26 protein-coding genes and 1 pseudogene are annotated in these 25,937 nt (G+C 61.7%); 16 read left to right on the top strand and 11 right to left on the bottom strand.

The window, feature by feature from the left end; all coding sequences use genetic code 11:
* Positions 1 to 68: 68 nt before the first annotated feature.
* The gene (locus NIBR502773_RS24485) at positions 69 to 806 is read left to right on the top strand and encodes a DUF599 domain-containing protein (RefSeq protein WP_141157158.1); all 738 of its coding nucleotides are present in this window, start codon (positions 69 to 71) and stop codon (positions 804 to 806) included.
* Positions 807 to 900: 94 nt separating this feature from the next.
* Here NIBR502773_RS24485 and NIBR502773_RS24490 read toward each other — a convergent pair whose 3' ends face one another.
* Positions 901 to 1,152 carry a hypothetical protein gene (locus NIBR502773_RS24490; RefSeq protein WP_010211724.1) on the bottom strand — a complete coding sequence of 84 codons (252 nt, stop codon included), beginning with the start codon at positions 1,150 to 1,152 and terminating at the stop codon, positions 901 to 903.
* A gap of 158 nt (positions 1,153 to 1,310) precedes the next feature.
* On the opposite strand from NIBR502773_RS24490, the gene NIBR502773_RS24495 reads away from it, so the two are divergent.
* The 4 genes from NIBR502773_RS24495 (at position 1,311) to NIBR502773_RS24510 (ending at position 5,025) form a co-directional block, all read left to right on the top strand.
* Positions 1,311 to 1,787: a PaaI family thioesterase gene (locus NIBR502773_RS24495; RefSeq protein ID WP_027607063.1), complete on the top strand. Its 477-nt coding sequence runs from the start codon at positions 1,311 to 1,313 to the stop codon at positions 1,785 to 1,787.
* Positions 1,784 to 2,236, top strand: a complete 453-nt coding sequence (locus NIBR502773_RS24500) for a PaaI family thioesterase (protein WP_065939925.1) — start codon at positions 1,784 to 1,786, stop codon at positions 2,234 to 2,236. Before NIBR502773_RS24495 ends, NIBR502773_RS24500 begins: the two co-directional genes overlap by 4 nt.
* A gap of 89 nt (positions 2,237 to 2,325) precedes the next feature.
* Positions 2,326 to 4,230, top strand: coding sequence for a molecular chaperone HtpG (htpG, locus tag NIBR502773_RS24505; RefSeq protein WP_141157159.1), 1,905 nt, complete (start codon positions 2,326 to 2,328; stop codon positions 4,228 to 4,230).
* 66 nt (positions 4,231 to 4,296) lie between these two features.
* Positions 4,297 to 5,025 (top strand): dienelactone hydrolase family protein, encoded by a 729-nt coding sequence (locus NIBR502773_RS24510; protein WP_027607066.1) that lies wholly within the window; start codon positions 4,297 to 4,299, stop codon positions 5,023 to 5,025.
* A gap of 46 nt (positions 5,026 to 5,071) precedes the next feature.
* On the opposite strand, the gene NIBR502773_RS24515 is transcribed toward NIBR502773_RS24510, so the two are convergent.
* A complete protein-coding gene (locus NIBR502773_RS24515; RefSeq protein ID WP_141157160.1) occupies positions 5,072 to 5,938 on the bottom strand; it encodes a pirin family protein in 867 nt (288 codons plus the stop codon).
* A gap of 64 nt (positions 5,939 to 6,002) precedes the next feature.
* Positions 6,003 to 6,419, bottom strand: a complete 417-nt coding sequence (locus tag NIBR502773_RS24520) for an OsmC family protein (protein ID WP_065924497.1) — start codon at positions 6,417 to 6,419, stop codon at positions 6,003 to 6,005.
* A gap of 140 nt (positions 6,420 to 6,559) precedes the next feature.
* Between NIBR502773_RS24520 and NIBR502773_RS24525 the strand changes: the two genes are divergently transcribed.
* Positions 6,560 to 7,582 carry an amidohydrolase family protein gene (locus NIBR502773_RS24525; RefSeq protein ID WP_115488119.1) on the top strand — a complete coding sequence of 341 codons (1,023 nt, stop codon included), beginning with the start codon at positions 6,560 to 6,562 and terminating at the stop codon, positions 7,580 to 7,582.
* Positions 7,583 to 7,682: 100 nt separating this feature from the next.
* Here NIBR502773_RS24525 and fabB read toward each other — a convergent pair whose 3' ends face one another.
* The 5 genes and pseudogenes from fabB to NIBR502773_RS24550 all read right to left on the bottom strand — a co-directional run bounded on the left by fabB (position 7,683) and on the right by NIBR502773_RS24550 (position 14,628).
* Positions 7,683 to 8,903 carry a beta-ketoacyl-ACP synthase I gene (gene fabB / locus NIBR502773_RS24530; RefSeq protein WP_027607070.1) on the bottom strand — a complete coding sequence of 407 codons (1,221 nt, stop codon included), beginning with the start codon at positions 8,901 to 8,903 and terminating at the stop codon, positions 7,683 to 7,685.
* Positions 8,904 to 8,914: 11 nt separating this feature from the next.
* A complete protein-coding gene (gene fabA / locus NIBR502773_RS24535) occupies positions 8,915 to 9,430 on the bottom strand; it encodes a 3-hydroxyacyl-[acyl-carrier-protein] dehydratase FabA (protein ID WP_003210552.1) in 516 nt (171 codons plus the stop codon).
* Positions 9,431 to 9,679: 249 nt separating this feature from the next.
* A pseudogene (locus NIBR502773_RS24540) lies at positions 9,680 to 11,580 on the bottom strand (ATP-binding protein).
* The gene (locus NIBR502773_RS24545; protein WP_141157161.1) at positions 11,577 to 12,506 is read right to left on the bottom strand and encodes an ABC transporter substrate-binding protein; all 930 of its coding nucleotides are present in this window, start codon (positions 12,504 to 12,506) and stop codon (positions 11,577 to 11,579) included. The pseudogene NIBR502773_RS24540 and the gene NIBR502773_RS24545 overlap by 4 nt, the downstream one beginning before the upstream one ends.
* 1 nt (position 12,507) lies before the next feature.
* Positions 12,508 to 14,628 carry a TonB-dependent receptor plug domain-containing protein gene (locus tag NIBR502773_RS24550; protein WP_373682354.1) on the bottom strand — a complete coding sequence of 707 codons (2,121 nt, stop codon included), beginning with the start codon at positions 14,626 to 14,628 and terminating at the stop codon, positions 12,508 to 12,510.
* Positions 14,629 to 14,823: 195 nt separating this feature from the next.
* On the opposite strand from NIBR502773_RS24550, the gene NIBR502773_RS24555 reads away from it, so the two are divergent.
* The 8 genes from NIBR502773_RS24555 to NIBR502773_RS24590 all read left to right on the top strand — a co-directional run bounded on the left by NIBR502773_RS24555 (position 14,824) and on the right by NIBR502773_RS24590 (position 21,021).
* The gene (locus NIBR502773_RS24555; RefSeq protein ID WP_141157163.1) at positions 14,824 to 15,849 is read left to right on the top strand and encodes an NAD(P)H-dependent glycerol-3-phosphate dehydrogenase; all 1,026 of its coding nucleotides are present in this window, start codon (positions 14,824 to 14,826) and stop codon (positions 15,847 to 15,849) included.
* 10 nt (positions 15,850 to 15,859) lie between these two features.
* Complete coding sequence (locus NIBR502773_RS24560; RefSeq protein WP_141157164.1) at positions 15,860 to 16,207, top strand: DUF4389 domain-containing protein; 348 nt, start codon at positions 15,860 to 15,862, stop codon at positions 16,205 to 16,207.
* Positions 16,204 to 16,653: a phosphohistidine phosphatase SixA gene (gene sixA, locus NIBR502773_RS24565; protein ID WP_141157165.1), complete on the top strand. Its 450-nt coding sequence runs from the start codon at positions 16,204 to 16,206 to the stop codon at positions 16,651 to 16,653. The genes NIBR502773_RS24560 and sixA overlap by 4 nt, the downstream gene beginning before the upstream one ends.
* Positions 16,654 to 16,771: 118 nt before the next feature.
* On the top strand, positions 16,772 to 17,215 hold the full coding sequence (locus NIBR502773_RS24570; RefSeq protein WP_027607077.1) for a hotdog fold thioesterase: 444 nt from the start codon (positions 16,772 to 16,774) through the stop codon (positions 17,213 to 17,215).
* A gap of 97 nt (positions 17,216 to 17,312) precedes the next feature.
* Complete coding sequence (locus NIBR502773_RS24575) at positions 17,313 to 18,116, top strand: alpha/beta fold hydrolase (RefSeq protein ID WP_027607078.1); 804 nt, start codon at positions 17,313 to 17,315, stop codon at positions 18,114 to 18,116.
* Positions 18,113 to 18,967, top strand: a complete 855-nt coding sequence (locus tag NIBR502773_RS24580) for an alpha/beta hydrolase (RefSeq protein ID WP_141157166.1) — start codon at positions 18,113 to 18,115, stop codon at positions 18,965 to 18,967. Before NIBR502773_RS24575 ends, NIBR502773_RS24580 begins: the two co-directional genes overlap by 4 nt.
* A gap of 102 nt (positions 18,968 to 19,069) precedes the next feature.
* Complete coding sequence (locus NIBR502773_RS24585) at positions 19,070 to 19,888, top strand: DUF4892 domain-containing protein (RefSeq protein WP_141157167.1); 819 nt, start codon at positions 19,070 to 19,072, stop codon at positions 19,886 to 19,888.
* Positions 19,889 to 19,959: 71 nt separating this feature from the next.
* A complete protein-coding gene (locus NIBR502773_RS24590; RefSeq protein ID WP_141157168.1) occupies positions 19,960 to 21,021 on the top strand; it encodes an AI-2E family transporter in 1,062 nt (353 codons plus the stop codon).
* Here the strand turns inward: NIBR502773_RS24590 and NIBR502773_RS24595 are convergent.
* Together NIBR502773_RS24595 and NIBR502773_RS24600 are read right to left on the bottom strand one after the other, a co-directional pair.
* A complete protein-coding gene (locus NIBR502773_RS24595) occupies positions 21,018 to 22,055 on the bottom strand; it encodes a HAMP domain-containing sensor histidine kinase (protein ID WP_141157169.1) in 1,038 nt (345 codons plus the stop codon). The two genes, NIBR502773_RS24590 and NIBR502773_RS24595, sit on opposite strands and share 4 nt — an antisense overlap.
* Positions 22,055 to 22,819 (bottom strand): response regulator, encoded by a 765-nt coding sequence (locus NIBR502773_RS24600; RefSeq protein WP_115488166.1) that lies wholly within the window; start codon positions 22,817 to 22,819, stop codon positions 22,055 to 22,057. The genes NIBR502773_RS24595 and NIBR502773_RS24600 overlap by 1 nt, the downstream gene beginning before the upstream one ends.
* A 259-nt stretch (positions 22,820 to 23,078) precedes the next feature.
* Between NIBR502773_RS24600 and pyrF the strand changes: the two genes are divergently transcribed.
* A complete protein-coding gene (gene pyrF, locus NIBR502773_RS24605) occupies positions 23,079 to 23,777 on the top strand; it encodes an orotidine-5'-phosphate decarboxylase (protein WP_065924510.1) in 699 nt (232 codons plus the stop codon).
* A gap of 52 nt (positions 23,778 to 23,829) precedes the next feature.
* Here pyrF and NIBR502773_RS24610 read toward each other — a convergent pair whose 3' ends face one another.
* Positions 23,830 to 24,837 (bottom strand): NADP-dependent oxidoreductase, encoded by a 1,008-nt coding sequence (locus NIBR502773_RS24610; protein ID WP_065939911.1) that lies wholly within the window; start codon positions 24,835 to 24,837, stop codon positions 23,830 to 23,832.
* 228 nt (positions 24,838 to 25,065) lie between these two features.
* Between NIBR502773_RS24610 and NIBR502773_RS24615 the strand changes: the two genes are divergently transcribed.
* The gene (locus tag NIBR502773_RS24615; RefSeq protein WP_027607086.1) at positions 25,066 to 25,827 is read left to right on the top strand and encodes an SDR family oxidoreductase; all 762 of its coding nucleotides are present in this window, start codon (positions 25,066 to 25,068) and stop codon (positions 25,825 to 25,827) included.
* Positions 25,828 to 25,937 lie beyond the last annotated feature (110 nt).

Consider the following 25,937-nt stretch of genomic DNA (forward strand, 5'->3'; position numbering starts at 1 on the left):
TCTTTTTCTCTGCGCTAACGTCGAACAGACGCAAAAAGTTTCTCAATCTTCTTTCTGCAAGGACCCGCATGTCGTTCGTCGAAGCCAATCAGATCCACCTGCTTGCCGCCCTCTGGTTCATCCTGTGCTGGGGCGGCTACACCCGTTATGCCACCTGGAAGGCGCGGGACACTGCATGCCTGGCCAGCGTGCTGCATTTGTATCGCGAGGACTGGATGCGCCGCATGCTGCTGCGCGACAACCGCATCGCCGACGCCAGCGTGATCGGCAACCTGGAGCGTAATGCCTCATTCTTCGCCTCCAGCACCTTGATCATCCTCGCCGGCATTCTCACGGTGCTGGGGGCCTCCGAACGGGCGGTGTCATTGCTGGCGGACATACCCATGGTGCAGCAGGCCTCCCAGGGCATGTCGGAGATCAAGCTGCTCTGCCTGGCGCTGGTCTTTGTCTATGCCTTCTTCACCTTCAGTTGGTGCATGCGCCAGTACAACTTTGCCGCTGTGCTGGTCGGGTCGGCACCGATGATCGGTGAACGGCATGTGTCGGAGCTGGAGCGCAAGGCGTTTGCCCTGCGTGCGGCGCGGGTGATCTCCATGGCCGCCAACCAGTTCAACTTTGGCCTGCGTTCTTATTACTTCGGCATGACCATGCTGGCGTGGTTCGTCAGCCCCTGGTTGTTCATGTTGATGAGTGCCGGGGTGGTGTTTGTGTTGTATCGCCGGGAGTTTCATTCCGACGTACTACAAGTGATGGTGTATACGCAGACGGATACACCGATGCCTGAGCCGGCCAAAGAGGAGATTTAATGCGTGACGCGCTGAGTTAAAAACAACAGGCAAAGTAAAGCCCGCTATATAAGCGGGCTTTCTTTTTGCAGCGAAGCTATTTCATGCCGCGGTATCAGGAACCGGTGGCAGGAGTAGCTGGTGCTGCTTCTTTTGCGGCGGCTTCGTTCGATTCAGCCTGAGCTTTGGCAGCATCGGCGTTTTCTTTCGCAGCGTCGTTCACTTTATCCTGAGCTTTCGCCATGTCTTTTTGAGCTTGCTCAGAATGCGCTGCGGCATCTTGTGCTTTGTCTTCGGATTTCTTGTCGCAAGCAGCGAGACCGAGGGCAGCGGCCAACATCATGGAAATAGCTAAAGTCTTACGCATGGGGTGTTTCTCCTTAGTGAAGATATCTACTGGCCTTTCGAGCATGGCCGTTCAGCATTAGTTCCTTTTATTCCACAGATATATAAACAACGACCTCAAAGGAACTTTCGCCCGCACCGTCTATTTCGCCCATCAACACTAATAAGAGTCTGCAACGAATGACCGAAAATCCCTTGTTAGAGCGCGCGACGCGCTTTGTCTCAGCCTTGCGCCATTGTCAGGTGCTGGGTATCAGCGTTCATCATGCCAGCGAGGAGGGCATCACGTTGGTCATGCCTTACGCGCCGCAGTTGGTGGGTGATCCCCAGACCGGCGTGATCCACGGTGGCGCGTTGACATCCTTGATGGATACCGCCTGCGGCATGGCCACTCTGTGTGTCCTGCCGGAGTTCGAGGTGTGCCCTACCCTGGACCTGCGTGTCGACTATATGCATCCCGCCGAGCCGCATAAGCCGGTATATGGTTTCGCCCAGTGCTACCGGGTGACCACCGACGTGATCTTCACCCGTGGTTTTGCCTACCAGGACGACCCGCAACAACCCATCGCCCATGTGGTGGGCACCTTCATGCGCATGGGCAAGCGTCTCAAGGGCACCCAAGGGTTGGGGCGCGCCATCAAAGGAGAGCAGGCATGACCCATCGATTCAAGACCCGCCTGGAACAGGCTCATCAGCGCGGCAGCTACGAGGCGCTGCTGGACCTGATCCCCTACGCCAAACTGATCGGGATCGAATGCACCCGGCTGGGGGATGAATTGCTGTTTCGCCTGCCGGCCCACAAGGACAATATTGGTAACCCCATATTGCCTGCGCTTCACGGCGGGGTGATTGCCGGCTTCATGGAACTGGCAGCGGCGTTGCACCTGCTGGTATTTACCGGAGCGCCGGGCCTCCCGAAAATCATCGATTTCTCCCTCGATTACCTGCGCGCCGGCCAGTTTCGCGACACTTACGCCAAATGCCAGGTGTGGCGCCAGGGCCGACGGGTGGCGAATGTGGCGATCACCGCCTGGCAAACCACCGCCGCCGAGCCCATCGCCACCGCCCGTGCGCATTTCAAGATCGAGGACGTGGTCCGCCCTTGAAATCCTGCTCTTAGCCCCCAACTTTGATGACAACCCGCCGCCAACCCTTCAGGGCGCGGCCACTGCCATCCAATTGGAGTTTGATGACCATGAGTGTGGAAACTCAAAAGGAAACCCTGGGCTTCCAGACCGAGGTGAAGCAACTGCTGCACCTCATGATCCATTCGCTGTATTCCAACAAGGAAATCTTCCTTCGCGAATTGATCTCGAACGCCTCCGACGCTGTCGACAAATTACGTTTCGAAGCCCTGTCCAAGCCTGAGCTGCTGGAAGGTGGCGCGGAACTGAAAATCCGTGTGAGCTTCGACAAAGACGCCAATACCGTCACCCTCGAAGACAACGGTATCGGCATGAGCCGTGAAGATGCGATCACCCACCTGGGGACCATCGCTAAATCCGGTACCGCCGACTTCATGAAAAACCTGTCCGGCGACCAGAAGAAAGATTCGCACCTGATCGGCCAGTTCGGTGTGGGCTTCTACTCGGCCTTCATCGTGGCCGACAAGGTTGAAGTGTTCAGCCGTCGTGCCGGCCTTGACGCCAGCGAAGGCGTGCACTGGGCTTCCAAGGGCGAGGGCGAATTTGAAATCGCCACCATCGACAAGGCTGACCGTGGTACCCGCATCGTCCTGCACCTCAAATCCGGTGAAGACGAGTTCGCCGACGGCTGGCGCCTGCGCAATATCATCAAGAAGTACTCCGACCATATCGCCTTGCCGATCGAGCTGCCGAAAGAACAAGCAGCTGCCGAAGGTGAAGAGAAGCCTGCGCAGGAATGGGAAACCGTCAACCGCGCCAGTGCCCTGTGGACCCGTCCGCGTACCGAGATCAAGGACGAGGAATACCAGGAGTTCTACAAGCACATCGGTCACGACTACGAAAATCCGCTGAGCTGGAGCCACAACAAGGTCGAAGGCAAGCTGGAATACAGCTCGCTGCTCTACGTGCCGGCCCGTGCGCCGTTCGACCTGTACCAGCGTGAAGCGCCGAAGGGCCTGAAGCTCTACGTGCAGCGCGTGTTCGTGATGGACCAGGCGGAGTCGTTCCTGCCGCTGTACCTGCGCTTTATCAAGGGCGTGGTCGACTCCAATGACCTGTCGCTGAACGTGTCGCGGGAAATCCTGCAAAAAGACCCGATCATCGATTCCATGAAGTCGGCGCTGACTAAGCGCGTGCTCGACATGCTGGAAAAACTGGCGAAGAACGAGCCAGAGCAATACAAGGGTTTCTGGAAAAACTTCGGCCAGGTCATGAAAGAAGGCCCGGCGGAAGATTTTGCCAACAAGGAAAAAATCGCCGGTCTGCTGCGCTTTGCTTCCACCCAGGGTGAAGAGGGCGAGCAGGTGGTGTCCCTGGCCGAGTACCTGGCACGTGCCAAGGAAGGCCAGGACAAGATTTACTACCTGACCGGCGAAACCTACGCACAGGTCAAGAACAGCCCGCACCTGGAAGTCTTCCGCAAGAAAGGCATCGAAGTGCTGCTGCTGACCGACCGTATCGATGAGTGGCTGATGAGCTACCTCAACGAGTTCGACGGCAAATCCTTTGTCGACGTGGCCCGTGGCGACCTGGACCTGGGTAACCTGGACTCCGAGGAAGAGAAGAAACAAGCCGAGGAAGTCGCCAAGGCCAAAGAAGGCCTGGTTGAACGGATCAAGGCGTCCCTGGGCGATGCCGTCAGCGAAGTGCGGGTTTCCCACCGTCTGACCGATTCCCCGGCGATCCTGGCCATCGGCGAGCAGGACCTGGGCATGCAGATGCGCCAGATCCTCGAAGCCAGCGGCCAGAAGGTCCCGGACTCCAAGCCAATCTTCGAATTCAACCCGGCTCACCCGTTGATCGAGAAACTCGACGGCGAGCAGAGCGAAGAGCGCTTTGGCGACCTGTCCCACATCCTCTTCGACCAGGCGGCCCTGGCCGCTGGCGACAGCCTCAAGGACCCGGCCGCCTACGTGCGCCGACTGAACAAGCTGTTGGTTGAACTGTCGGTTTGATACCGTTGTAGAAAAACCCGCTTCGGCGGGTTTTTTCGTTCTAGTGCACCCTAACTGGAGAAAATGATGAGCCAAGTCACCGTGCGTTCCGTGGTCTATCAGATTGATGGCCAGTCTTATGAAAGCCGCCTGGCGTTCGATGCCAGCCAAAAGAACCCGCTGCCCGGCCTGCTGATGGCGCCGAACTGGATGGGGGTGAGTGCGGGGGCCGAAGAGATCGCCAAGAGCGTTGCCGCCAAGGGCTACGTGGTGCTGATCGCCGACCTCTACGGGCAAACCGTGCGCCCGTCGAATGGCGATGAAGCCGGCGCCGCAATGATGCCGTTGAAGAATGATCGCCCGTTGCTGAACAAACGCATGCAGGCTGCCCTTGAGCAGCTGCAGGGCCAGACCGAAGCGGCAGTGGACACCTCTAAGCTGGCCACCTTTGGTTTCTGCTTCGGCGGTTGCTGCTCCCTGGAGCTGGCACGGACCGGTGCGCCATTGAAGGCTGCCGTATCGTTCCACGGCACCCTCGACACGCCGAACCCGGCAGATGCGAAAAACATCAAGGGTTCAGTGCTGGTGCTGCACGGTGCTTCCGACCCGTTGGTGCCGAAAGAGCAACTGCCGGCGTTCGAAGATGAAATGAACGCGGCCGGCGTGGACTGGCAATTGCTGAGCTACGGCGGTGCGGTGCATTCCTTCACCGACCCGCACGCCAATGTGCCGGGCAAGATGATGTATGACGCCAAGACCGCTGCACGGGCGTTCCGGTCGATGCATAACTTGCTGGATGAAGTGTTCAAGGGCTGAATCTTCAGCGCCTGTTCCAGCGTCATCGGGGGCTTGCCCCCGATAGCTATCTCACCGGCAACTCAATTCTTTCAGCTTCACCCGGCACCGTCGGCCAATCCCCAGCGGCCCAGCGCTGCCTGGCCTGCTCGATCTTCAACGGATCGCTCGCGACAAAATTCCAATTGATCCGCCGTGGCCCATCCAGCGGTGCTCCGCCAAACACCACCAACTGGCAATCGCTTTCGGCGAACAGGGTCATTGCCTGCCCGGCCGGCAATACCACCAGGCTGTGCACCTCAAGCTGTTCACCCTCCAGCTGGGCTTCACCCTCCAGCATATACACCGCGCGTTCCTCGTGCTCGTCAGGAATCAGCAGGGTCGTGGCCGTTTGCATGTGTACATCTGCATACAACGTAGGCGACAGCACCGGCACCGGTGATTTGAGGCAGAAGCCACTGCCGGCGATCAGGCGAATCCGCACGCCCAGGTTGTCACTCACCGGCAGGCTCGCTGCAGGGTGATGGCTGTAGTGCCCCGGCCCCTCTTCGTGGTCCTTGGGCGATGCCAGCCATACTTGCAGGCCATGCATGCTGAAACCACGGGCCTTGAGTGCCTCGGGTGTGCGCTCGACATGGGCGATTGCACCGCCTGCGGTCATCCAGCTGACATCGCCGGCCTCTACCACTTGATCCGACCCCAGGCTGTCCTTGTGCAGCAGTGCGCCTTCGAACAGATAGGTGAGGGTGGACAGGCCGATATGCGGGTGCTGGCGGATGTTCATGCCGCTGCCCGGTGCATAGCGGGTCGGCAACATATGATCGAAAAACACAAAGGGCCCGACGCTGCGACATTCCCGCGAGGGCAGCGGGCGCAGGATCGGCTGGCCTTCGACATCTTCGGGGCGTGGGCGGATCACGGTGAGGGTGGTCATGGTGCGTCCCAGTCTGAGCGGGTTGTAGGGTAATGAGCATAACCCGCTCGACGGGAGGTTGCCGCTATTGGCTGAACGCGCCTTCAGAGAGGCGGGTTTCGATGGTGACCTCGGCGGTGGTCATCAGCTTGTGTACCGGGCAGCGATCCGCCACGCGGTGCAGCTCGTCGCGCTGTTCGTCGGTGAGTACGCCCTTGAGCGTCAGCTTGACGTTGAGCCTGTATTTGCCCTTTTGCTCTTCGCTGGCGTCGTGGGTGACTTCCACGGTGACGCCGGTCAGGGGGATGTCTTTTTTCTGGGCGTAGAGCTTGACGGTCAGCGCCTTGCACGATGCCAGCGCGGCGTCGAAGTAATCGTGGGGGGAGGGCGCCGAGTCGTCACCACCCAGGCTCTTGGGCAGGTCGGTAAACAGCTCGTGATTATTGATATTGACGCTGTGGCGGAAGTTGTCGGCGTTCAGCGTATTGACGGTAACAGGCATGGCAAACCTCACGGGGTGGCAGAAGGAAGGTCATGCAGTTATAGAGCATGCTGGCACGGGGGTGTTCCACATTTTTTGCCGGCTGAACCCCGGTATGGCGCGCAAGGTCTACCGGTATTCGCCCTTATCGAGGTTATACCGTGCCCTGGACCCGCTTGAGTCTCGCCCTGTTGCTCGCCGCCAACAGCCTTGCCACACAGGCTCGCGACTATGCCTACAGCGATGCCCACCTGCACTACGTGGATTTCTTCCAGGAAACGGCGGGGATGGACACATTGCTCAAGGCGATGGCAGATAATCGCATCGAGCATGTCATGATTTCCGGCATTCCCGTCGCAAAGAAATGGCACGAAGACGAGCCCAAGCGCCCACGCTACTACGCCGGTGATGACGCGGATGCCTATTGGTACAGCGCCACGGACGTGATTGTTGCTGCAGCGGTAAATAAACTGACACCTGAACAGCGCCAGCACTTTCATCCGTTTCTGTCCGGCTTCAACCCCAATGACAAGAATTCGGATGCCCATATCCAGCGCATGCTCGACCTCAATCCGGGGCTATGGCAAGGCATCGGTGAAGTGTTTACCCGTCACGACGACCTTACCGCCCTCACATCGGGGGATACCCCGCGCGCCAACAACGAGGCCATGACGCGCATCTATCACCTGGCGGCGGAAAACGACTTGCCGGTGATGCTGCACTCCAATATCACCTCCAAGCGCGAGCGTAACCCGCTGTATTTGGCCGAAATCGAAGAGCCGCTGCGCAACCACCCGCACACCCGCTTTATCTGGGCTCACGCCGGTACCAGCAAGGAAATACACCGCCACCAGGTGCAGATGGACTTTTTGCTGCCCACCTTGAACCGTATGCTCGAGGCCTACCCCAACCTGTATATCGACCTGTCCTGGAGCATGCTCACGCCTTACTTGCTGGATGATGGGGGCAAGCCTCGGCCGGAGTGGGTAACGCTGGTGGAGCGCTTCCCGGAGCGCTTTATGCTGGGTTCGGATGTCGTCGGGCGTTTCAACAAGCTGGGTAAGGAAATGCACCGCTTTGATGTATTCCTTGATGCATTGCCTGAGGATGTTGCCCACAAAGTGGCGAGGGACAACTTCCTGGCCATCCTGCCTAAACCTCGCGGCGATGAGGGTGCGCGTTGATATTGCGTTTTCGTCTCACGCAAATGCGGTCTCAAATCCAGTCGCCCATAAAAAAGCCCCGATCCAGTCGGGGCTTTTTCATGTGATCAATCTGCGGGGCTTACTTACCCTGCCAGCGTTTCAGCACCAGGGTGGCGTTAGTGCCACCGAAGCCGAAGCTGTTGCTCATCACGGTGTCGACTTTGACGTTTTCAACCGTCTTGGTCAGGATCGGCATATCGGCGACGACCGGGTCGATCTCGTCGATGTTGGCCGAACCGGCCATGAAGTTGCCTTCCATCATCAGCAGGCAGTAGATCGCTTCGTGAACGCCGGCGGCGCCCAGGGAGTGACCCGACAGGCTCTTGGTGGAGCTGATGGCCGGGGCCTTGTCGCCGAATACCGCGCGTACACCTTCCATTTCCTTGGCGTCGCCGACCGGAGTCGAGGTGCCGTGGGTGTTCAGGTAGTCGATCGGGGTGTCCACGGTGGACATGGCCATCTGCATGCAACGGATGGCGCCTTCACCGCTTGGCGCAACCATGTCGTAGCCATCGGAAGTGGCGCCGTAGCCGACGATTTCCGCGTAGATCTTGGCGCCACGGGCCAGGGCGTGTTCCAGTTCCTCGACCACCACCATGCCGCCACCGCCGGCGATGACGAAACCGTCACGCTTGGCATCGTAGGCGCGGGAGGCCTTTTCCGGGGTTTCGTTGTACTGGGTGGACAGGGCGCCCATGGCGTCGAACAGGAACGACTGGCTCCAATGTTCTTCTTCACCGCCGCCGGCAAACACGATGTCCTGCTTGCCCAGTTGGATCTGCTCGACGGCGGTGCCGATGCAGTGTGCACTGGTAGCGCATGCGGAGGAGATCGAGTAGTTCACGCCCTTGATCTGGAACGGCGTGGCCAGGCAGGCCGAAACGGTGCTGCCCATGGTCCGTGTGACACGGTACGGGCCAACGCGCTTCACGCCTTTTTCGCGCAGGATGTCCAGCGCTTCCATCTGGTTGAGGGTCGATGCGCCGCCGGAGCCGGCGATCAGGCCGGTGCGTACGTTCGATACCTGGTCTTCGCTCAGGCCGGAGTCGGCGATGGCGTCTTTCATGGCCAGGTAGGCGTAGGCGGCAGCGTGGCCCACGAAGCGATAGATCTTGCGATCGATCAGTTCTTCGAGGGGCAGGTCGATGGAGCCGGAAACCTGGCTACGCAGACCCATTTCGGCATATTCCGGGTTGAAGCGGATGCCAGGGCGACTTGCACGCAGGTTAGCGGTGACGGTCTCTTTGTCATTGCCCAGGCAAGAAACAATGCCCAGACCAGTGATAACGACGCGGCGCATGCGGATAACCCTTAAAAGTTGTCAGTGGAAGTAAATACGCCGACCCGAAGGCCTTCGGCAGTATAGATCTCGCGACCGTCGACAGTCACCGAACCGTCGGCGATGGCCAGGTTCAGCTTGCCCTTGAGGACGCGCTTGATTTGAATGTTGTAGGTGACTTTCTTGGCGGTCGGCAGGACCTGGCCAAAGAACTTCACTTCGCCCGAACCCAGGGCGCGGCCACGGCCTGGCAGGCCTTGCCAGCCCAGGTAGAAGCCGACCAGTTGCCACATGGCGTCGAGGCCCAGGCAGCCCGGCATGACAGGGTCACCTTCGAAGTGACAGGCGAAAAACCACAGGTCCGGGGTGATATCCAGCTCGGCGACCAATTCACCTTTGCCGTACTTGCCACCCTCTTCGCTGATATGGGTGATGCGATCCACCATCAGCATGTTCGGGGCGGGCAGTTGCGCGTTACCTGGGCCGAACAGCTCACCGCGACTGCAGCGCAGCAGGTCTTCCCGAGTAAAGGCGTTTTGTTTGGTCATGCGAGCTCCTCAATAATCCCATGCGGCAGGGTAGGGCAAATCTTCCCGAACCGAATGAAGCGTTCATGCCTCATGTCGGCAGCCTACACATAGACTATTGCGTTGTAGTGAAAGTCACAGCGGCAAGGTACTGAATGTACACTTGTTCACTGAAATTTTAAACCGAGCCCGTTCAGGGGCCCGTTCGGGTGCCTAAGACTGCCGCACTTTCGTCTTTCACGCCAGTCGGAGTTGGCTGATGGCGCGCCGCTATTGCACCCAGCGCTGTAGGATTTGCTGCAAATCCGTGCGTTTGAACGGCTTGGCCAGGTAATCGTTCATTCCGGCCGCGAGGCAGGCCTCCCGGTCGCCCTGCAAGGCGTTGGCCGTCAGGGCGATGATCGGCAGGTCGGCGCAGCCGGGCAGTTGGCGAATCTGCCGGGTGGCTTCATAACCGTCGATCAAGGGCAGGCGACAATCCATCAGGATCGCGGTGAATATCAGGCTCTCGGCACTGCGGATCGCCTCGGCGCCATCGGTGGCCAGGCTGACTTCAAAGCCCAGGCTGCGCAGCATGGCTTCGACCACGGTGCGGTTGACCGGATTGTCCTCCACCAGCAACACATGGCGACCCTCGCCGGCGCTGTGCTTGCCCTCGGCATCCAGGGCGATCGACGGCTGGCTGTGCGGGTCGATGGCCAGGGGGATCTCCAGGGTAAACACCGAGCCACTGCCTTCTTCGCTCTGCGCGCGCAGCGTGCCGCCCATGCGTTCGGCCAGGGTACGGGCGATGGGCAGCCCGAGACCGGTACCGCCGTAACGTCTTGAAATGGAACTGTCGGCTTGCTGGAACGCATCGAACATCAATTCCAGGCGCTCGGCGGAAATCCCGATGCCGCTGTCACGCACGGTGCAGGTGAACCACACCAACTCATGGTCGAGCACCTGCCAGTGGGGCTCGACGCTGACGGTGCCGTGTTCGGTGAACTTCAAGGCATTGCCGATCAGGTTCACCAGGATCTGGCGGATCCGCGTCGGATCGCCCTGTACCCGCAGTGCGTCCATGCCGGGCGGGATCGGCAGCTTGAGCGCCAGCCCGCGCTGCTGGGCGCTGTGCTGGAAGGCCTGGGCACAACTGTTGATCAGGTCGGCCAGGTTGAAGGGGATATGTTCCAGTTCCAGGGCCGCGCGTTCAATGCGCGAGAAGTCGAGAATGTCGTTGATCACCTTGAGCAAATGCTCGGTGGATTCGGAGGCCAGCGCCGCGTACTCGGTCTGTTCCTCGGTCATGTCGGTGGTTTCCAGCAGTTGCAGCATGCCCAGTACGCCGTTCATCGGCGTGCGCAGTTCGTGGCTCATCATCGCCAGGAAGTCTGACTTGGCGTTGTTGGCCCGTTCCGCCTCTTCGCGGGTCTGGATCAACTGGGCCATGGCCTGCTGTTGTTCGCGGCTGGCCTGGTTGAGGCCTTCGGCGAGGTTGTTGATATGCCGCGACAGGTCGCCCAGCTCCGAATCATCCACAATCGGCAGCGGCGTCTTGTAGTCGCCCTGCTGGATGGCCTTGACCGCATGGCCCATGGCGCTGATCGGTTGCGACAGGCTCGCCGCCAGGCGCCGGGCGAGCAGGAACGTAAACAGCAGGGCGAACAGCGCGAGGATACCGGCCTTGAACAGGATCTCCTGCTGACGCTGGCTGAAGGCGTCATTGGACATGCCGACGATCACCCGGCCCAGGTAGTCCGCGCGGGGGCCTTGGGTTCGTTGAGGTTGTCCTGGAAAAAGTCATTGCCCAGCTGGATATGCTGCAGGCGAATCGGCGCCTGGAACACTTTTACCGACAGCGCGCGGTCGTGTTTCTCCGAGGGTTGCTCGACGTACACGAGGATATTTTCGCTGCTGTCCTGAATCTCCAGGAAACGTACATGGGGCGTGGCCAGCGTGGCGCGCAGCAGGCTGTCGAGCACGTCGTTGTTGCCCGAGATCACCCCATACTCGGTGGCCGGTGCCAGTTGGTTGGCGATCAATTGGCCGGTGTGGTCCAGTTCCTGGCGCAGGTCCTGGATACGCACGAAGGTGAAGAAGCTGATCAACAGCAACGTCAGCAACAGCGCCGGCCCCAGGGTGATGAGCTGGGTGCGGGTATTGATGTCCCAACGACGACGCAAGGTCATGGGCGTTTTTCTCCTTCGGCCATTCGGGCGGCGACGCTGGCTTCGTCCACCTGTTCGATGCCCAGTGAGCGTGCGACCTGCGCGTTGCCCACTACTTTGAAGTGGTCGGGGTACAGCGCGCGTGGCCAAGCGGCCGGCGGCTGGTCGAGCAAACGATCGAGTACCGCCAGCCAATCGTCCTGGTCGCTGTAGGTGCTGGCGAGGCTGCCGGCGCGCACAAACCCTGCATTGGGCCCGAACAGCGGCAATTGCTGGGCGTAGCTGCTCAGCAGCAGGTTTTTCGCGGTCTTCGGGTTGTACAGCTGCGGGTCATCGAGGCCGAGCAGCACGTCGCTGTTCCTGAACAGGGTTTGCAGCGGGCGACTGTCGTTAGTGTTGTCCCAGCGCTGCGGCACGATCTCCAGCTCCAGGGCCGCCGCATGCTGGCGCAATTCGGGCAGCAGGAATTCACTGTCGGTGCCGTAGAGCACGCCGATGCGCCGTGCCTGGGGCAGGACGCTGTTGATCAGGCGCAGCTGCCGCTCCAGTGGCGGGTCGCTCCACAACAGGCTGACCCGCGCGTGCCGTGAGGCCTCCGGGCGCTGATGGGCTTGGAGCCGACTGATGCGCAGTACCAGCGTCGGAGGCCCTTGGGTATCCCGCAGGCGCCAGTCGAGGCCGGGCAGGTCGAGCAGGATCAGGCGTGTGCCGGCGGGCAGGTGGCTGGGTGCTGGCAAGTCGCCGAGGGACGTGAAGGTGACGCGGTCTTCGGGGCGTTGTCGGGCCAGCGCCTGGGTAAAGGCCTGCACCCCGGCGCTGTCTTCGGCGGCGGTCAGCAGGATTTCGGCGCTCCATGCCGGTGCGCACAGCAACAGGCCGGCCAGCAGCCCGGCAAGTCGCCGCAGCCTGTAGATAAAGAAGAAGGTCATCCGTGACGAGTCGCCCATGTCAGAACTCTAACTCCGCGCTGAAGTAGAGTACGTGGCGATGGTCGTAAGTGTTATCGGCCCAAGTGGTGGGCTGGTTATCGAGGCGTTGTTGCAACATGCCGGCCAGCTCCACGTTGGCTTTGCCCAGGGCAATGCGCTTGGCCACCCGCAGGTCGACCCGTTCGAAACGATATTGGTTGAGTGCGTCGTCGCCATAGTAGAACAGCGCGCTGGACCAACCTTGGCCCCATTCGCGCAACCAGCCGGCCGAGCCACTGTTACGCGCGGTCTGTGCTTTGTCCAGTGGGTTGCTGGTGGTAGCGTCGACATACGCGTAAGTCAGCCGCAGGCGGTCGGCGTTGCTCACGCGCCAGTCGAACTGGGACTCGGCGCCGGTGAAGCGTGAGCTGTTGGCGTTGCTGGCAATGTACTGGTTATTACGCAGCGGCGAGCTGATCATGTCGGTGATTTCGTCGTAGAACACCTTCACGTCCATGTTCAGCCCGATGTCGGCAAAGAAGCCGTTGTAGCCCAGTTCCCGCGAGCGCATCAGTTCTTTGTCGAGGTTGCCCGGGCCCCGCGTCTTCACGAAGTACTGTCCGGAACTCTGCCCATAGGTCGGTGAGCTGAGGTTGGTGACGCGGTAGCTCCAGTTGACATTGTTCTCGAACATGTCCGGCGAACGGATGGCTTCCGAGTACACCGCGCGCAAGCCGTGGCGCGGGTTGATCAAATAGTTGACCGCCACCCTGGGCGTCAGCGAAGGGCCGCTCAGGTGCGTGTCTTCGAACATGGCGCCGCCTTGCAGCAGCCAATGTTCACTGGCGCGCCATTCCAACTGGCCGAACAGACGCCAGGTGGTGTCGTCCAGGGTGCCGTTGAAGTAGGTATCGGAGTCGGCGCGGTCGTAGCGGTAGTTCATGCCACTGACCAGACGCAGGCTGTCGGACAGGCTGAGGGTATCCTGGATTTCCACGTCGTAGCGGCTTTCGCGGGTGCTCTGGTCGATGTCGCCGCATACGCTCTGGTTGGCGCCGTTGCGCCACTGGTCCAGTACCTGGTTGGCCAAGGCTTGTTCGGCGGCGCTGCCCGGTGGCGCGGTGCCCTGGCTGTAGGTGTCCATATGCCGGGCCAGCCGTTCGGCATAGTTGGGGTTGAGCTGCCACAACTGGGTCAGCTCGGGGCTGAACGAGACCTTGGCGTCACAGGCTTTCCAGATTTGCCGGCGGTCCCACTGCTGGGCCGAGCCTTGGATATACAGGCTGTGCTCTGGGTTGAAATCAAAGTTCCAGCGCAGGGAACCGGCGTAGTCCTTGGCCGTGACATCGGAATTGTCGCCGCCCTCGGTAATCCCGGCGAATACCGGGGTATAGGTGTAAGGACGCTGGTTGGTGCCTTCCTTGGCATTCAGTTGCCAGTCGATACTCTGTTGCGCGTTCAAGGTCTGGCTCACTGCCAGGCTGAAGCGGTTGAGGCGACGGCCGTCCCGGCGGTCGGCGCCAGCGGCATCGCTGTCAAAGCCATCGTCCTGTTGCCCGGACAGCGACAGGCGCAGATCGCCGGTTTCCCAGCCCACGCCCTGGCTGGCATAAAAGTCATTGATGCCGCGCTCACCGCGAATCACCTTCACCCGTGAGCCATGGCTGTTGGCCGGTGAGCGCGTGAGGATATTGACCACCGCCATCAAGGCATTCGCCCCGTAGCTGACGGTGTTGGGGCCGCGGAAGACCTCGATGCGCTCGATGTCTTCCATTGCTACCGGGATGTCGCTCCAGTCCACCGTGGCCAGGCCGGCGCGGTACACCGAACGCCCGTCGATCAACACCTGCATGCGGCGCGCGTCGCTGGCACTGGTGCCGTGGTAATTCACCGCCGCCTGGTTGCCGGTGTTGTAGCCGACCATCATCCCCGGCACCAGGCGCAGCAGCTCGCTGATATCCCTTGCGCCGCTGGCCTTGATCAACTCGCTGTCGATCACGGTCATGCTGCCCGGCACGGCGGCGGCCGATTGCTTGAGGCGCGTGGCGGTCAAGACCTGCGGCAGCGGCTGGCTGTCGAGGAACAGGTCGTCAGCCAGCGCAGGTGCACTGCACAACAGCATAAGCAGTAGAGATGAACGGGAAGGAGGGCCCAAATACACGACATGGCCTTGATAATGACGGATAGCCGCCCATGTTAACCGAGGTGAGGCTATTTGCCAGTCGTCGCCCTTGCAATTCCGTCACACGGACATGGCAGTTTTCGACAGGCCCACGATTTGATACGGGGGCTGGCCGCAAGCGGGTCGCCCCGTATAATGCCGCCATCGCCACTGGTATGGATTAACGGATTGCATATGACTGAACAGCGCCCTATTGCGGTCCTGGGAGGCGGAAGTTTTGGTACCGCCGTGGCTAACCTGCTGGCCGAGAACGGCCATGCGGTGCGCCAGTGGATGCGCGATCCCGAGCAGGCCGAGGCCATTCGCGTACACCGCGAAAACCCGCGTTACCTTAAAGGCATCAAAATTCATCCGGCGGTCGAGCCGGTCACCGACCTGTTGGCCACCCTGACGGACTGCGACCTGTGCTTTGTTGCGCTGCCTTCCAGCGCCTTGCGCGCGGTGCTTGCGCCCCATGCCGAGCGCCTGGCGGGCAAGCTGCTGGTCAGCCTGACCAAGGGCATCGAGGCGCACACCTTCAAGCTGATGAGCGAAATCCTCGCCGAGATCGCCCCCCAGGCGCGCATTGGCGTGCTGTCCGGGCCGAACCTGGCGCGGGAAGTCGCCGAGCACGCACTGACCGCCACGGTGATCGCCAGCGAAGATGAGGCGTTGTGCGAGCGCGTCCAGGCGGTGCTGCATGGCCGGACCTTCCGCGTGTACGCCAGTGGCGACCGCTTTGGCGTGGAGCTGGGCGGGGCGCTGAAAAACGTCTATGCGATCATTGCCGGCATGGCGGTGGCGCTGGGCATGGGCGAAAACACCAAGAGCATGCTGATTACCCGCGCCCTGGCGGAAATGACCCGTTTCGCGGTGAACCAGGGCGCCAACCCCATGACCTTCCTGGGCCTGGCCGGCGTGGGCGACTTGATCGTCACCTGCTCGTCGCCGAAAAGCCGCAACTACCAGGTGGGTTTCGCCCTGGGCCAGGGCCTGAGCCTGGAAGACGCGGTGACGCGCCTGGGCGAAGTGGCCGAAGGGGTCAACACCCTCAAGGTGCTCAAGGCCAAGGCCCAGGAAGTCGGCGTGTACATGCCGCTGGTCGCCGGGCTGCACGCGATCCTGTTTGAAGGGCGCACCTTGAACCAGGTCATCGAGTTGCTGATGCGGGCCGAGCCCAAAACCGACGTCGACTTTATTTCCACCAGTGGTTTCAACTGAGGAACGCGCCATGAACGATCCGAAAGCAGCCCCCAAGTACGAGTCCATCCTCTTGCGCATCCTGTGGATGCTGGTGTTTGCCCTGGTGTGGCAGGTGGCGCAGTTCCTGCTCGGCGCATTGGTGGTGGTGCAGTTGATCTACCGCCTGGTGTACAGCGCGCCGAACCTGGGCCTGATGAACTTCGGCGACAGCCTCAGCCAGTTTCTTGCCCAGATCGGCCGCTTTGGCAGCTTCCACACCGAGCAGAAGCCTTGGCCGTTCGCCGACTGGCCAACCCCGCGCGCTCCCGAGGGCGAAGCCGCCCACAGCGTGCCGCCGACGCCGCATCCGGCGCGTGATGAGGAGCCGAAGCTATGAAAGTGTGGGTCTTGCGTCACGGCGAGGCCGAGAGTCAGGCCCGCACGGATGCCGAGCGCAACCTCACCGAGCATGGCCGCGCCGAGGTGTTGCGCAGTGCGGCGCACCTGATCGGCCAGCCGCTCAGCGCGATCATTGCCAGCCCGTACGTGCGGGCGCAGCAGACTGCGCAGTTGGTGCGGGACGCGTTGGGTTTCGAACCGGATATCCGCACGGTGCCTTGGCTCACGCCGGAGGGTAATCCGCTGGAGGTCCTGAGCAAGCTCGACAGCGATGACAACGTGCTGCTGGTCAGTCATCAGCCGCTGGTCGGCAGTTTGATCAGCTTTTTGCAGCATGGTCATCAGCGCCAGCCGCAGCCGATGTCCACGGCCAGCCTGGCGGAGCTTGAGGGCGACTTCCCGCTGGCGGGGTTGATGAGCCTGGTCAGCGTGAAGAATCCGTAGGCTATCGCCGTGCCACAGAGGATCGGGTCGTATGTCCGTCGCTTTTCGTTGGAGCGAGCGCAGCGAGGCAGTTGTGTGGCAGGATTAGGGTCGTAATAAAACCAATAAGGACAATTCCATGAGCTTGTGGCGCACCCAACCGAATATCGAACAACTCAATGCCGGCCAGAAAAACACCATTGGTGAACTGCTGGACATCCGTTTTGAAAGCTTCGACGACGAATCCCTCACCGCCAGCATGGTGGTCGACCACCGCACTCACCAGCCTTACGGCCTGCTGCATGGCGGTGCGTCGGTGGTTCTGGCCGAGAGCGTCGGCTCCGTGGCGGCCTATTTGTGCATCGACCCGAGCAAGTTCTATTGCGTGGGCCTGGAGGTCAACGCCAACCACCTGCGCGGTGTGCGCAGCGGGCGGGTGACGGCGGTGGCCAAGGCGATCCATATCGGCCGCACCACCCAGGTCTGGGACATCCGCCTGACCACCGATGACGGCAAGTGCAACTGTGTCTCACGGCTGACCATGGCCGTGGTGCCTTTGGGCGAAACCCCTCCGGCGCGATAGGTGTGGCGTGAGTGTCATCATTCCTGGCAGTTACAGTCATTGCTGTGGGGCTTGGGGCTGGTGACAATCAATCTCGGTTTTTGCAGATGGGTCCGCTATGTCGCAGCACGTGTTTTTTGCCCACGCCAATGGCTTTCCCTCGGCCACCTACGGCAAGCTGTTTGCCGCCCTGGCCCCGGAATATGCGGTGGCTCACTTGCCGCAGCACGGTCACGACCCCAGGTTCCCAGTGGACGATAACTGGCAGAACCTGGTGGACGAGTTGATCCATCATCTGGAGCAGCAACCGCAGCCCGTATGGGGCGTGGGCCATTCCCTGGGTGGCGTGCTGCATTTGCACGCGGCCCTGCGCTGCCCGCAGCTGTATCGCGGGGTGGTGATGCTCGACTCGCCCGTATTGACCCGCGCCGACCGCTGGGTGATCCGCGCCGCCAAGCGTTTCGGTTTTATCGATCGACTCACGCCGGCCGGCCGCACCCTGGGCCGTCGTGAAGAATTCAGCGACCTGGACGCCGCGCGCAGCTACTTCGCCGGCAAGACCCTGTTCCGAGGCTTCGACCCGGAATGCTTCGACGCCTACCTGCAACACGGCCTGTACCAGGCGGGTGATCGCCTGCGCCTGCGTTTCGACCCGGCCACCGAAATCAGCATCTACCGGGGCGTGCCCCACACCAGTCCCGGCCAGGTGCGCCAATTGAAAGTGCCGCTGGCGGTGGTGCGCGGTCGCCAGAGCCGTGTGGTGATGCGTCACCACGCCAGCGGTGTCGACCGTCTACCCATGGGCGAAATGCTCACCATGCCCGGCGGCCATATGTTTCCCCTCGAACGCCCCCAGGACACCGCGACCTTGATCAAGACCCTGTTCGCGCGCTGGGAAGCCCGGGAGCGCAGCTGCGCATGAGCACACCCGTCGAAGAGGTTCGCCTGAGCCTGCCGCACATTGAATTGGCGGCCCATCTGTTTGGCCCCGAGGACGGTTTGCCGGTGATCGCCCTGCATGGCTGGCTGGACAATGCCAACAGCTTTGCACGCCTGGCGCCGAAGCTTGCGGGTTTGCGTATCGTGGCGCTGGACATGGCCGGCCATGGGCATTCGGCGCATCGTCCTACAGGTGCCGGTTATGCCTTGTGGGATTACGTCCACGACGTGCTGCACGTTGCCGAGCAACTGGGCTGGAAACGTTTTGCATTACTCGGCCACTCCCTCGGCGCCATCGTGTCCCTGGTGCTGGCCGGTGCCTTGCCGGAACGGGTGACGCACCTGGGTTTGATTGACGGCGTGATCCCGCCCACGGCCAGCGGTGAGAACGCGGCCGAGCGCCTGGGCATGGCCTTGCAGGCGCAATTGAACTTGCAGGATAAGCGCAAGCCGGTCTACAGCACCCTGGATCGGGCGGTTGAGGCGCGCATGAAAGGTTTGGTCGCCGTGAGCCGTGAAGCCGCAGAACTGCTGGCCCAGCGCGGTTTGATGCCGGTGCCGGGCGGTTATACCTGGCGCTCGGACAGTCGCCTTACCCTGGCTTCGCCAATGCGCCTGACCGATGAGCAGGCCATGGCTTTCGTGCGGCGCGTGGGTTGCCCTGCGCAGTTGGTGGTCGCCGCCGATGGCATGTTGGCGAAACATCCCGAATTGCTTTCCCAGCTACCCTTTACGGTAACCACGTTGCCGGGTGGCCATCATTTACACCTGAATGATGAGCCCGGTGCGGTCCTTGTTGCAGACTGTTTCAATCGGTTCTTCTCCGCGCCTTGACTTGGGGCGGTCAACTGCCGAGGCTGGGCGGATTGAAAGGGAGTCAACCATGAACCAACTCAACACCGCTGCGACCTCCGATGGCCAGGGCTCACCGATCCGATGAGCCTGCGTAAAGGATGTATACGTGCCCTTGGACTGTGCTGTTTCAGCCCCTTGGTGTTCGCCGCCGATGTGCCGGGAAGTCAGGACCTGCCTGCCGTGGCCCGTCAGGTCGACGCACAGATCGTCGATTACCGTCCCGCTGAAGAAAAGGAACGCATCTACCCCATGGGGGCGATCCGCAAGATCAGTGGCCAGTTGCGTTACGAGGGCCAGGCCACTGCCCGTGGGCGAGCCACAGCGATTACCTACGAACTGCCTGCCGAACACACCTCCAGTGCTGCGTTCACGTCGACGCGCGAAGCGTTGCAGGCCAACGGCGCGCAGTTGTTGTTCTGGTGCCAGGCCCGCGATTGCGGTGAAAGCAGCTTGTGGGCCAACGAAGTGTTCGGTAATGCCAAGCTGGTAGGTGCCGACGGCCAGCAGGAATACCTGCTGCTGCGCCTGGCCGCCCCTCAGGAAAACTCCCTGGTGGCCATGTACGGCATCACCCGAGGCAACCGTCGTGCCTACCTGCATGTGGAGCAGTTGGATGCCGGCGCACCGCTGGGCGACCTGTTGCCCACCTCGGCCACCTTGTTGCGCGAGCTCAAAAGCACCGGTGAGCTGGATTTCCCCGCGCTTGGCGGCGACCCCGACGACACCTGGCTGACCCTGATTTCCCGGGGCTTGAACCTCGATACGACCTTGCGCGTCAGTCTGACCGGCCCGAAAGCCGAAGCCTGGCGCCAGGCCCTGGTCGACAAAGGCGTGCGCGCCGCGCGCCTGGAAACCGGCACCACTGAAACCAAAGGCCTGCACCTGCATCTGATACGCTGACCGTAACAGGGCGAACGGACCCGTGCCGTTCGCCTAAGCTTTCTTCCTACAGCCTTTTCTAGAGATACCCCATGCTCAATAACGATCGCCTGCTGGTGCAAATCCTGCTGCTGGTGCTGTTTGGTGCCAGCTTCTGGGTGATGGCGCCGTTCTGGTCGGCGCTGTTCTGGGGGGCGGTGCTGGCGTTTGCCAGTTGGCCGCTGATGGTGCTGCTGACCCGCGCGCTGGGCGGCCGTGAGTCCCTGGCCGCCGGCATCCTGACCCTGGGCTGGATGTTGCTGGTGGCGGTGCCGCTGGTATGGCTGGGGTTCAATCTCGCGGACCATGTACGCGATGCCGTGGCGTTGATCAAGGATATTCAGGTCGATGGGCTGCCCGAGGCGCCAACCTGGTTGGCGGCGATTCCCTTTGTGGGGGAACGCCTGGTCGGCATGTGGAACAGCATCGACGAGCAGGGCGCGGCGCTGATGGTCAGCCTCAAGCCGTACCTGGGGCAGGTGGGCAATTGGCTGTTGGCGCGCAGTGCGCAGATCGGCGGTGGCATCCTCGAACTGACCCTGAGCCTGGTGTTCGTGTTCTTTTTCTATCGTGATGGCCCACGTCTGGCGATGTTCGTGCATCGTTTGCTGGAACGCCTGATCGGTGACCGTGCCGGTTACTACATCGAACTGGTGGCCGGTACGGTGCAGCGTGTGGTCAACGGTGTGATCGGCACTGCCGCCGCCCAGGCCCTGCTGGCACTGATCGGCTTCCTGATCGCCGGCGTGCCGGGTGCGTTGGTGCTGGGGATCGTGACGTTCCTGCTCAGCCTGATCCCGATGGGCCCGCCGCTGGTATGGATCCCGGCCACGGCCTGGCTGGCGTGGAAAGGCGACTACACCTATGCGGTGTTCCTTGGCGTGTGGGGGACGTTCATCATCAGTGGCGTGGACAACGTGCTCAAGCCGTACCTGATCAGCCGTGGCGGCAACCTGCCGCTGGTGATCGTGTTGCTCGGGGTCTTCGGCGGCTTGATTGCCTTTGGCTTTATCGGCCTGTTTATCGGCCCGACCCTGCTGGCCGTGGCCTACAGCCTGCTGATGGATTGGAGCGCAACCCAGGCCCAGGTTCGACGTGAAGACAAGCCCCTTTAAGCCCTGGGCAACCACATCACGGCGGTCAAGCCGCCGCCTGGGGTCTCTTCCAGGCTCAGGCGGCCGCCCAGGCGTTCTGCCGCTTCCTTAGAGATGGTCATGCCCAGGCCAACGCCGCCGGAATTGCGGTTACGCGAGCCTTCCAGCCGATAGAACGGCTCGAACACTGCCTCACGCTTATCGACCGCGATCCCCGGCCCGTGGTCGATCACACGGATGACCAGCGCTTCGCGGCTGTCCTCCAGCTCCACGCGGGCGGTACCGGCATAACGCAAGGCGTTGTCGATCAGGTTGTTGAGGCATGAGCGCAGGGCCATCGGTTGCACCTGCAAGGGTAGGCAACTGCCCGCACATTGCACATCGGAGCCTTGGTCCTGGGCGTTTTCACTCATGGACTCCACCAGCGCCTGCACATCCAGCCAATGCCGGGTTTCACTGGTGCGCTGTTCGTGCAGGTAGCTCAGGGTGGCGTCGAGCATGCCGATCATGTCGTTCAGGTCCTGGCGCATCTGGCCCTGCAGCCGGGTGTCCTCGATCTGCTCCAGGCGCAGCTTGAGACGTGACAGCGGGGTGCGCAGGTCATGGGAGACGGCGCCGAGCATGCGCGCGCGTTGGCTGACCTGCTCGCGAATGCGCCTTTGCATCAGGTTGAAGGTCGAGGCGGCCTGCCGCGCTTCCCACGGGCCGGATTCATCGAGGGGGGGGCTGTCGAGGTCCAGGCTCAAGCGTTCCGCCGCTTCACTCAGGCGCTGTATCGGCCGGCTCAGCAGTTTGGCACCGTACCAGGCCGCGATAATCAACGAGACGAATTGAAAGGTCAGGGGCACCACCGGGCCGCCAAACCAGGGACGTGGGTGCTTGTCGCGCATCGGCGCCAGGGGCCCGTCCGGCTGCTCGCTAAATCGCTCAGGAGGGGGCGGCGGCGGTTGGCCGTAGTGGTGAAACCAGAAGAACGCCAGCCCATGGGCCAGCACAATCGCCACCAGCAACACGCCGAACAGCCGACCGAACAGCGTGTTGAAGGGCGCGCGCATCAGCCAATATCCCGGGCGTCGAACAGGTAGCCTTCGCCGCGCACGGTCTTGATCAACTGCGGTGCCTTGGGGTCATCCCCGAGTTTTTGCCGCAGGCGCGACACCAGCAAGTCGATACTGCGATCAAAGGCCTCTATCGAGCGGCCACGGGCGGCATCGAGTAGTTGCTCCCGGCTCAGCACCCGGCGCGGGCGTTCGATAAACACCCACAACAGGCGGAATTCCGCGTTGGACAGCGGCACCACCAGGCCATCGTCGGCCACCAATTGGCGCAACACGCTGTTGAGGCGCCAGTTGTCGAAGCGGATATTCGCGCGTTGTTCGGTGCGGTCATCGCGTACGCGGCGCAGGATGGTCTGGATCCGCGCTACCAGTTCACGCGGTTCGAAGGGCTTGGACATGTAGTCATCGGCCCCCAGTTCCAGGCCGATGATGCGGTCGGTGGGCTCGCAGCGGGCCGTGAGCATCAGGATCGGGATATCCGATTCGGCGCGCAGCCAGCGGCACAGGGTCAGGCCGTCTTCCCCCGGCAGCATCAGGTCGAGTACCACCACATCATAGGTTTCGGCTTGCATGGCCAGGCGCATGGCGGCGCCGTCGGTCACGCCGGTGGCGAGGATATTGAAGCGTGCCAGGTAGTCGATCAGCAATTCGCGGATCGGCACATCGTCGTCGACGATCAGCGCACGGGTGTTCCAGCGCTTGTCATCGGCGACCACCGAGCCTTTTTGCTCGTCGTTCACGGGGACGGAAGGGGTATGCATAGTGCGATCATCTGCCTGGTTGTTGCGCTCAGCATAGGCGCCCAGCCCCATGGCTGGTAGTGCTGGTCGGTGGGTCGTGCGGGCGAGGCTAGCGGCAGGGCGTGTTGTGGGCATGTCATGAATGTATCGGCTTTGAAATAATTACCTGGAATGCCCGGCTGATGACGCTTGGTCAGTATTTACCGATCATCGGATCCCGCAACGGCGCTGCTTGCGCTACAATCCGCGCCGATTTCGACTTGCCTGAGAGCCCATTCCAATGTCCGTCTGCCAGACTCCTATCATCGTCGCCCTGGATTACCCCACCCGTGACGCCGCACTGAAGCTGGCTGATCAGTTGGACCCCAGGCTTTGCCGGGTCAAGGTCGGCAAGGAACTGTTCACCAGCTGCGCCGCGGAAATCGTCGGCACCCTGCGTGACAAAGGCTTCGAGGTGTTCCTCGACCTGAAATTCCACGACATCCCCAACACCACCGCCATGGCGGTCAAGGCTGCGGCCGAGATGGGCGTGTGGATGGTGAATGTGCACTGCTCCGGCGGTCTGCGCATGATGACCGCCTGCCGCGAAGTGCTGGAACAGCGCAGCGGCCCCAAGCCGTTGCTGATCGGCGTGACCGTGCTGACCAGCATGGAGCGCGAGGACCTGGCGGGCATCGGCCTGGACATCGAGCCTCAGGAGCAGGTACTGCGCCTGGCCGCCCTGGCGCAGAAAGCCGGCCTTGATGGCCTGGTGTGCTCGGCGCTGGAAGCCCAGGCCTTGAAGACCGCCCATCCGTCGTTGCAATTGGTGACCCCGGGGATTCGTCCGGCGGGCAGTGCCCAGGATGACCAGCGCCGCATCCTGACCCCGCGCCAGGCGTTGGACGCGGGCTCCGACTACTTGGTGATCGGTCGTCCGATCAGCCAGGCGGCGGATCCGGCCAAGGCGTTGGCGGCGGTAGTCGCCGAGATCGCCTGATCGATGCGCGTTCCCACGTTCACAGAGCGTGGGAACGCGCAGAGCGTGTGTATCAGCTGACCTTGAGCACCAATTTGCCAAAGTTCTCGCCGTTGAACAGCTTCATCAGCGTTTCCGGGAACGTCTCCAGCCCCTCGACAATATCCTCCTTGCTCTTGAGCTTGCCCTGGGCCATCCAGCCGGCCATTTCCTGCCCGGCAGCGGCAAAGTTCGCCGCGTGATCCATCACCACAAAGCCTTCCATCCGTGCGCGGTTGACCAGTAGTGACAGGTAGTTGGCCGGGCCTTTCACCGCTTCCTTGTTGTTGTACTGGCTGATGGCCCCGCAAATCACCACGCGGGCTTTCAACGCCAGCCGGCTGAGCACCGCGTCAAGGATGTCGCCGCCGACGTTATCGAAATACACATCCACGCCTTTAGGGCATTCGCGCTTCAGGGCGGCGGGCACGTCTTCGTTCTTGTAGTCGATGGCGGCGTCGAAGCCCAGTTCATCCACCAGGAACTTGCACTTGTCGGCACCGCCGGCAATGCCGACCACGCGGCAGCCTTTGAGCTTTGCGATCTGCCCGGCAATGCTGCCCACGGCACCGGCTGCGCCGGAGATCACCACGGTTTCACCGGCCTTGGGCGCGCCGGTGTCCAGCAGCGCGAAGTAGGCGGTCATGCCGGTCATGCCCAGCGCAGACAGGTAGCGGGGCAGGGGCGCCAGATTGGGGTCGACCTTGTAGAAGCCGCGCGGCTCGCCAAGGAAGTAATCCTGCACGCCCAGGGCGCCATTCACGTAGTCGCCGACGGCGAATTTCGGGTTGTTCGAGGCAATCACCTTGCCCACACCCAGCGCGCGCATGACCTCGCCGAGGCCTACGGGCGGAATGTAGGACTTGCCTTCATTCATCCAGCCACGCATGGCCGGGTCGAGGGACAGGTATTCGTTGCGCACCAGCACCTGCCCGTCCTCGGGCGTGCCCACCGGCACTACCTGGTAAGTGAAGGTTTCCCGCGTGGCCGCGCCGACCGGGCGTTTGGCGAGCAGGAATTGGCGGTTGGTCTGGGCAGTCATGGCAAGGACTCTTTAGAAGTGAAGCATGATTGATAGACCTTGAATGGCCCGGGGGCAAGGTCAGCCGAGGGTGCGAATGCTCATCGATAGGTGCCATTGATAGTGAGCCCGGTTGCCTTATCACCATGACTCATACGGCACTAACCGGCCTTCTGATAGTGCTGACGTGTGCGTCTCGGCGTTGGCTAGACTCGTGCCACTGCCATTAATCCCAATAGGACATCCTCCATGAGCATGACGTTTTCCGGCCAGGTCGCCCTGGTGACTGGCGCAGCCGCCGGTATTGGTCGCGCCACTGCGCTGGCGTTCGCCGCCGAAGGCTTGAAGGTCGTGGTCGCCGATCTCGACGTGGCCGGCGGCGAGGGCACGGTCGCGCTGATCCACCAGGCCGGAGGCGAGGCACTGTTCGTGCGTTGCAACGTCACCCAGGAGGCGGATGTGCAGCAGTTAATGGCACAGACCATTGGGGCCTATGGTCGCCTGGACTATGCCTTCAATAACGCCGGCATCGAGATCGAGAAGGGCAAGCTGGCGGACGGCAGCCTGGATGAGTTCGACGCGATCATGGGCGTCAACGTCAAGGGTGTCTGGTTGTGCATGAAGTACCAGTTGCCGCTGCTGCTGGCCCAGGGCGGCGGGGCGATCGTCAACACCGCGTCGGTGGCGGGGTTGGGCGCGGCGCCGAAGATGAGTATCTATGCAGCCTCCAAACATGCGGTGATCGGCCTGACCAAATCGGCGGCGATCGAGTATGCGAAGAAGAAAATCCGCGTCAATGCCGTCTGCCCGGCGGTGATCGATACCGATATGTTCCGGCGCGCCTATGAAGCCGACCCGCGCAAGGCCGAATTCGCCGCCGCCATGCACCCGGTCGGGCGTATCGGCAAGGTTGAGGAAATTGCCAGCGCAGTGCTGTACCTGTGCAGCGACGGAGCGGCGTTCACCACCGGCCACGCCTTGGCCGTGGACGGTGGCGCGACGGCTATCTAGGACCTGGCGCCGGCCCTTGGTCGAAAACGTCTGGGGGCGCGTGGGGCTTTTCCAAAGCTGGCAAAACGCTGTGATCGAATATGTGTCAGTAGGTAAATAAGTCAATAAAA

Source organism: Pseudomonas sp. NIBRBAC000502773 (assembly GCF_006517195.1).
GTDB lineage: Bacteria > Pseudomonadota > Gammaproteobacteria > Pseudomonadales > Pseudomonadaceae > Aquipseudomonas > Aquipseudomonas marginalis.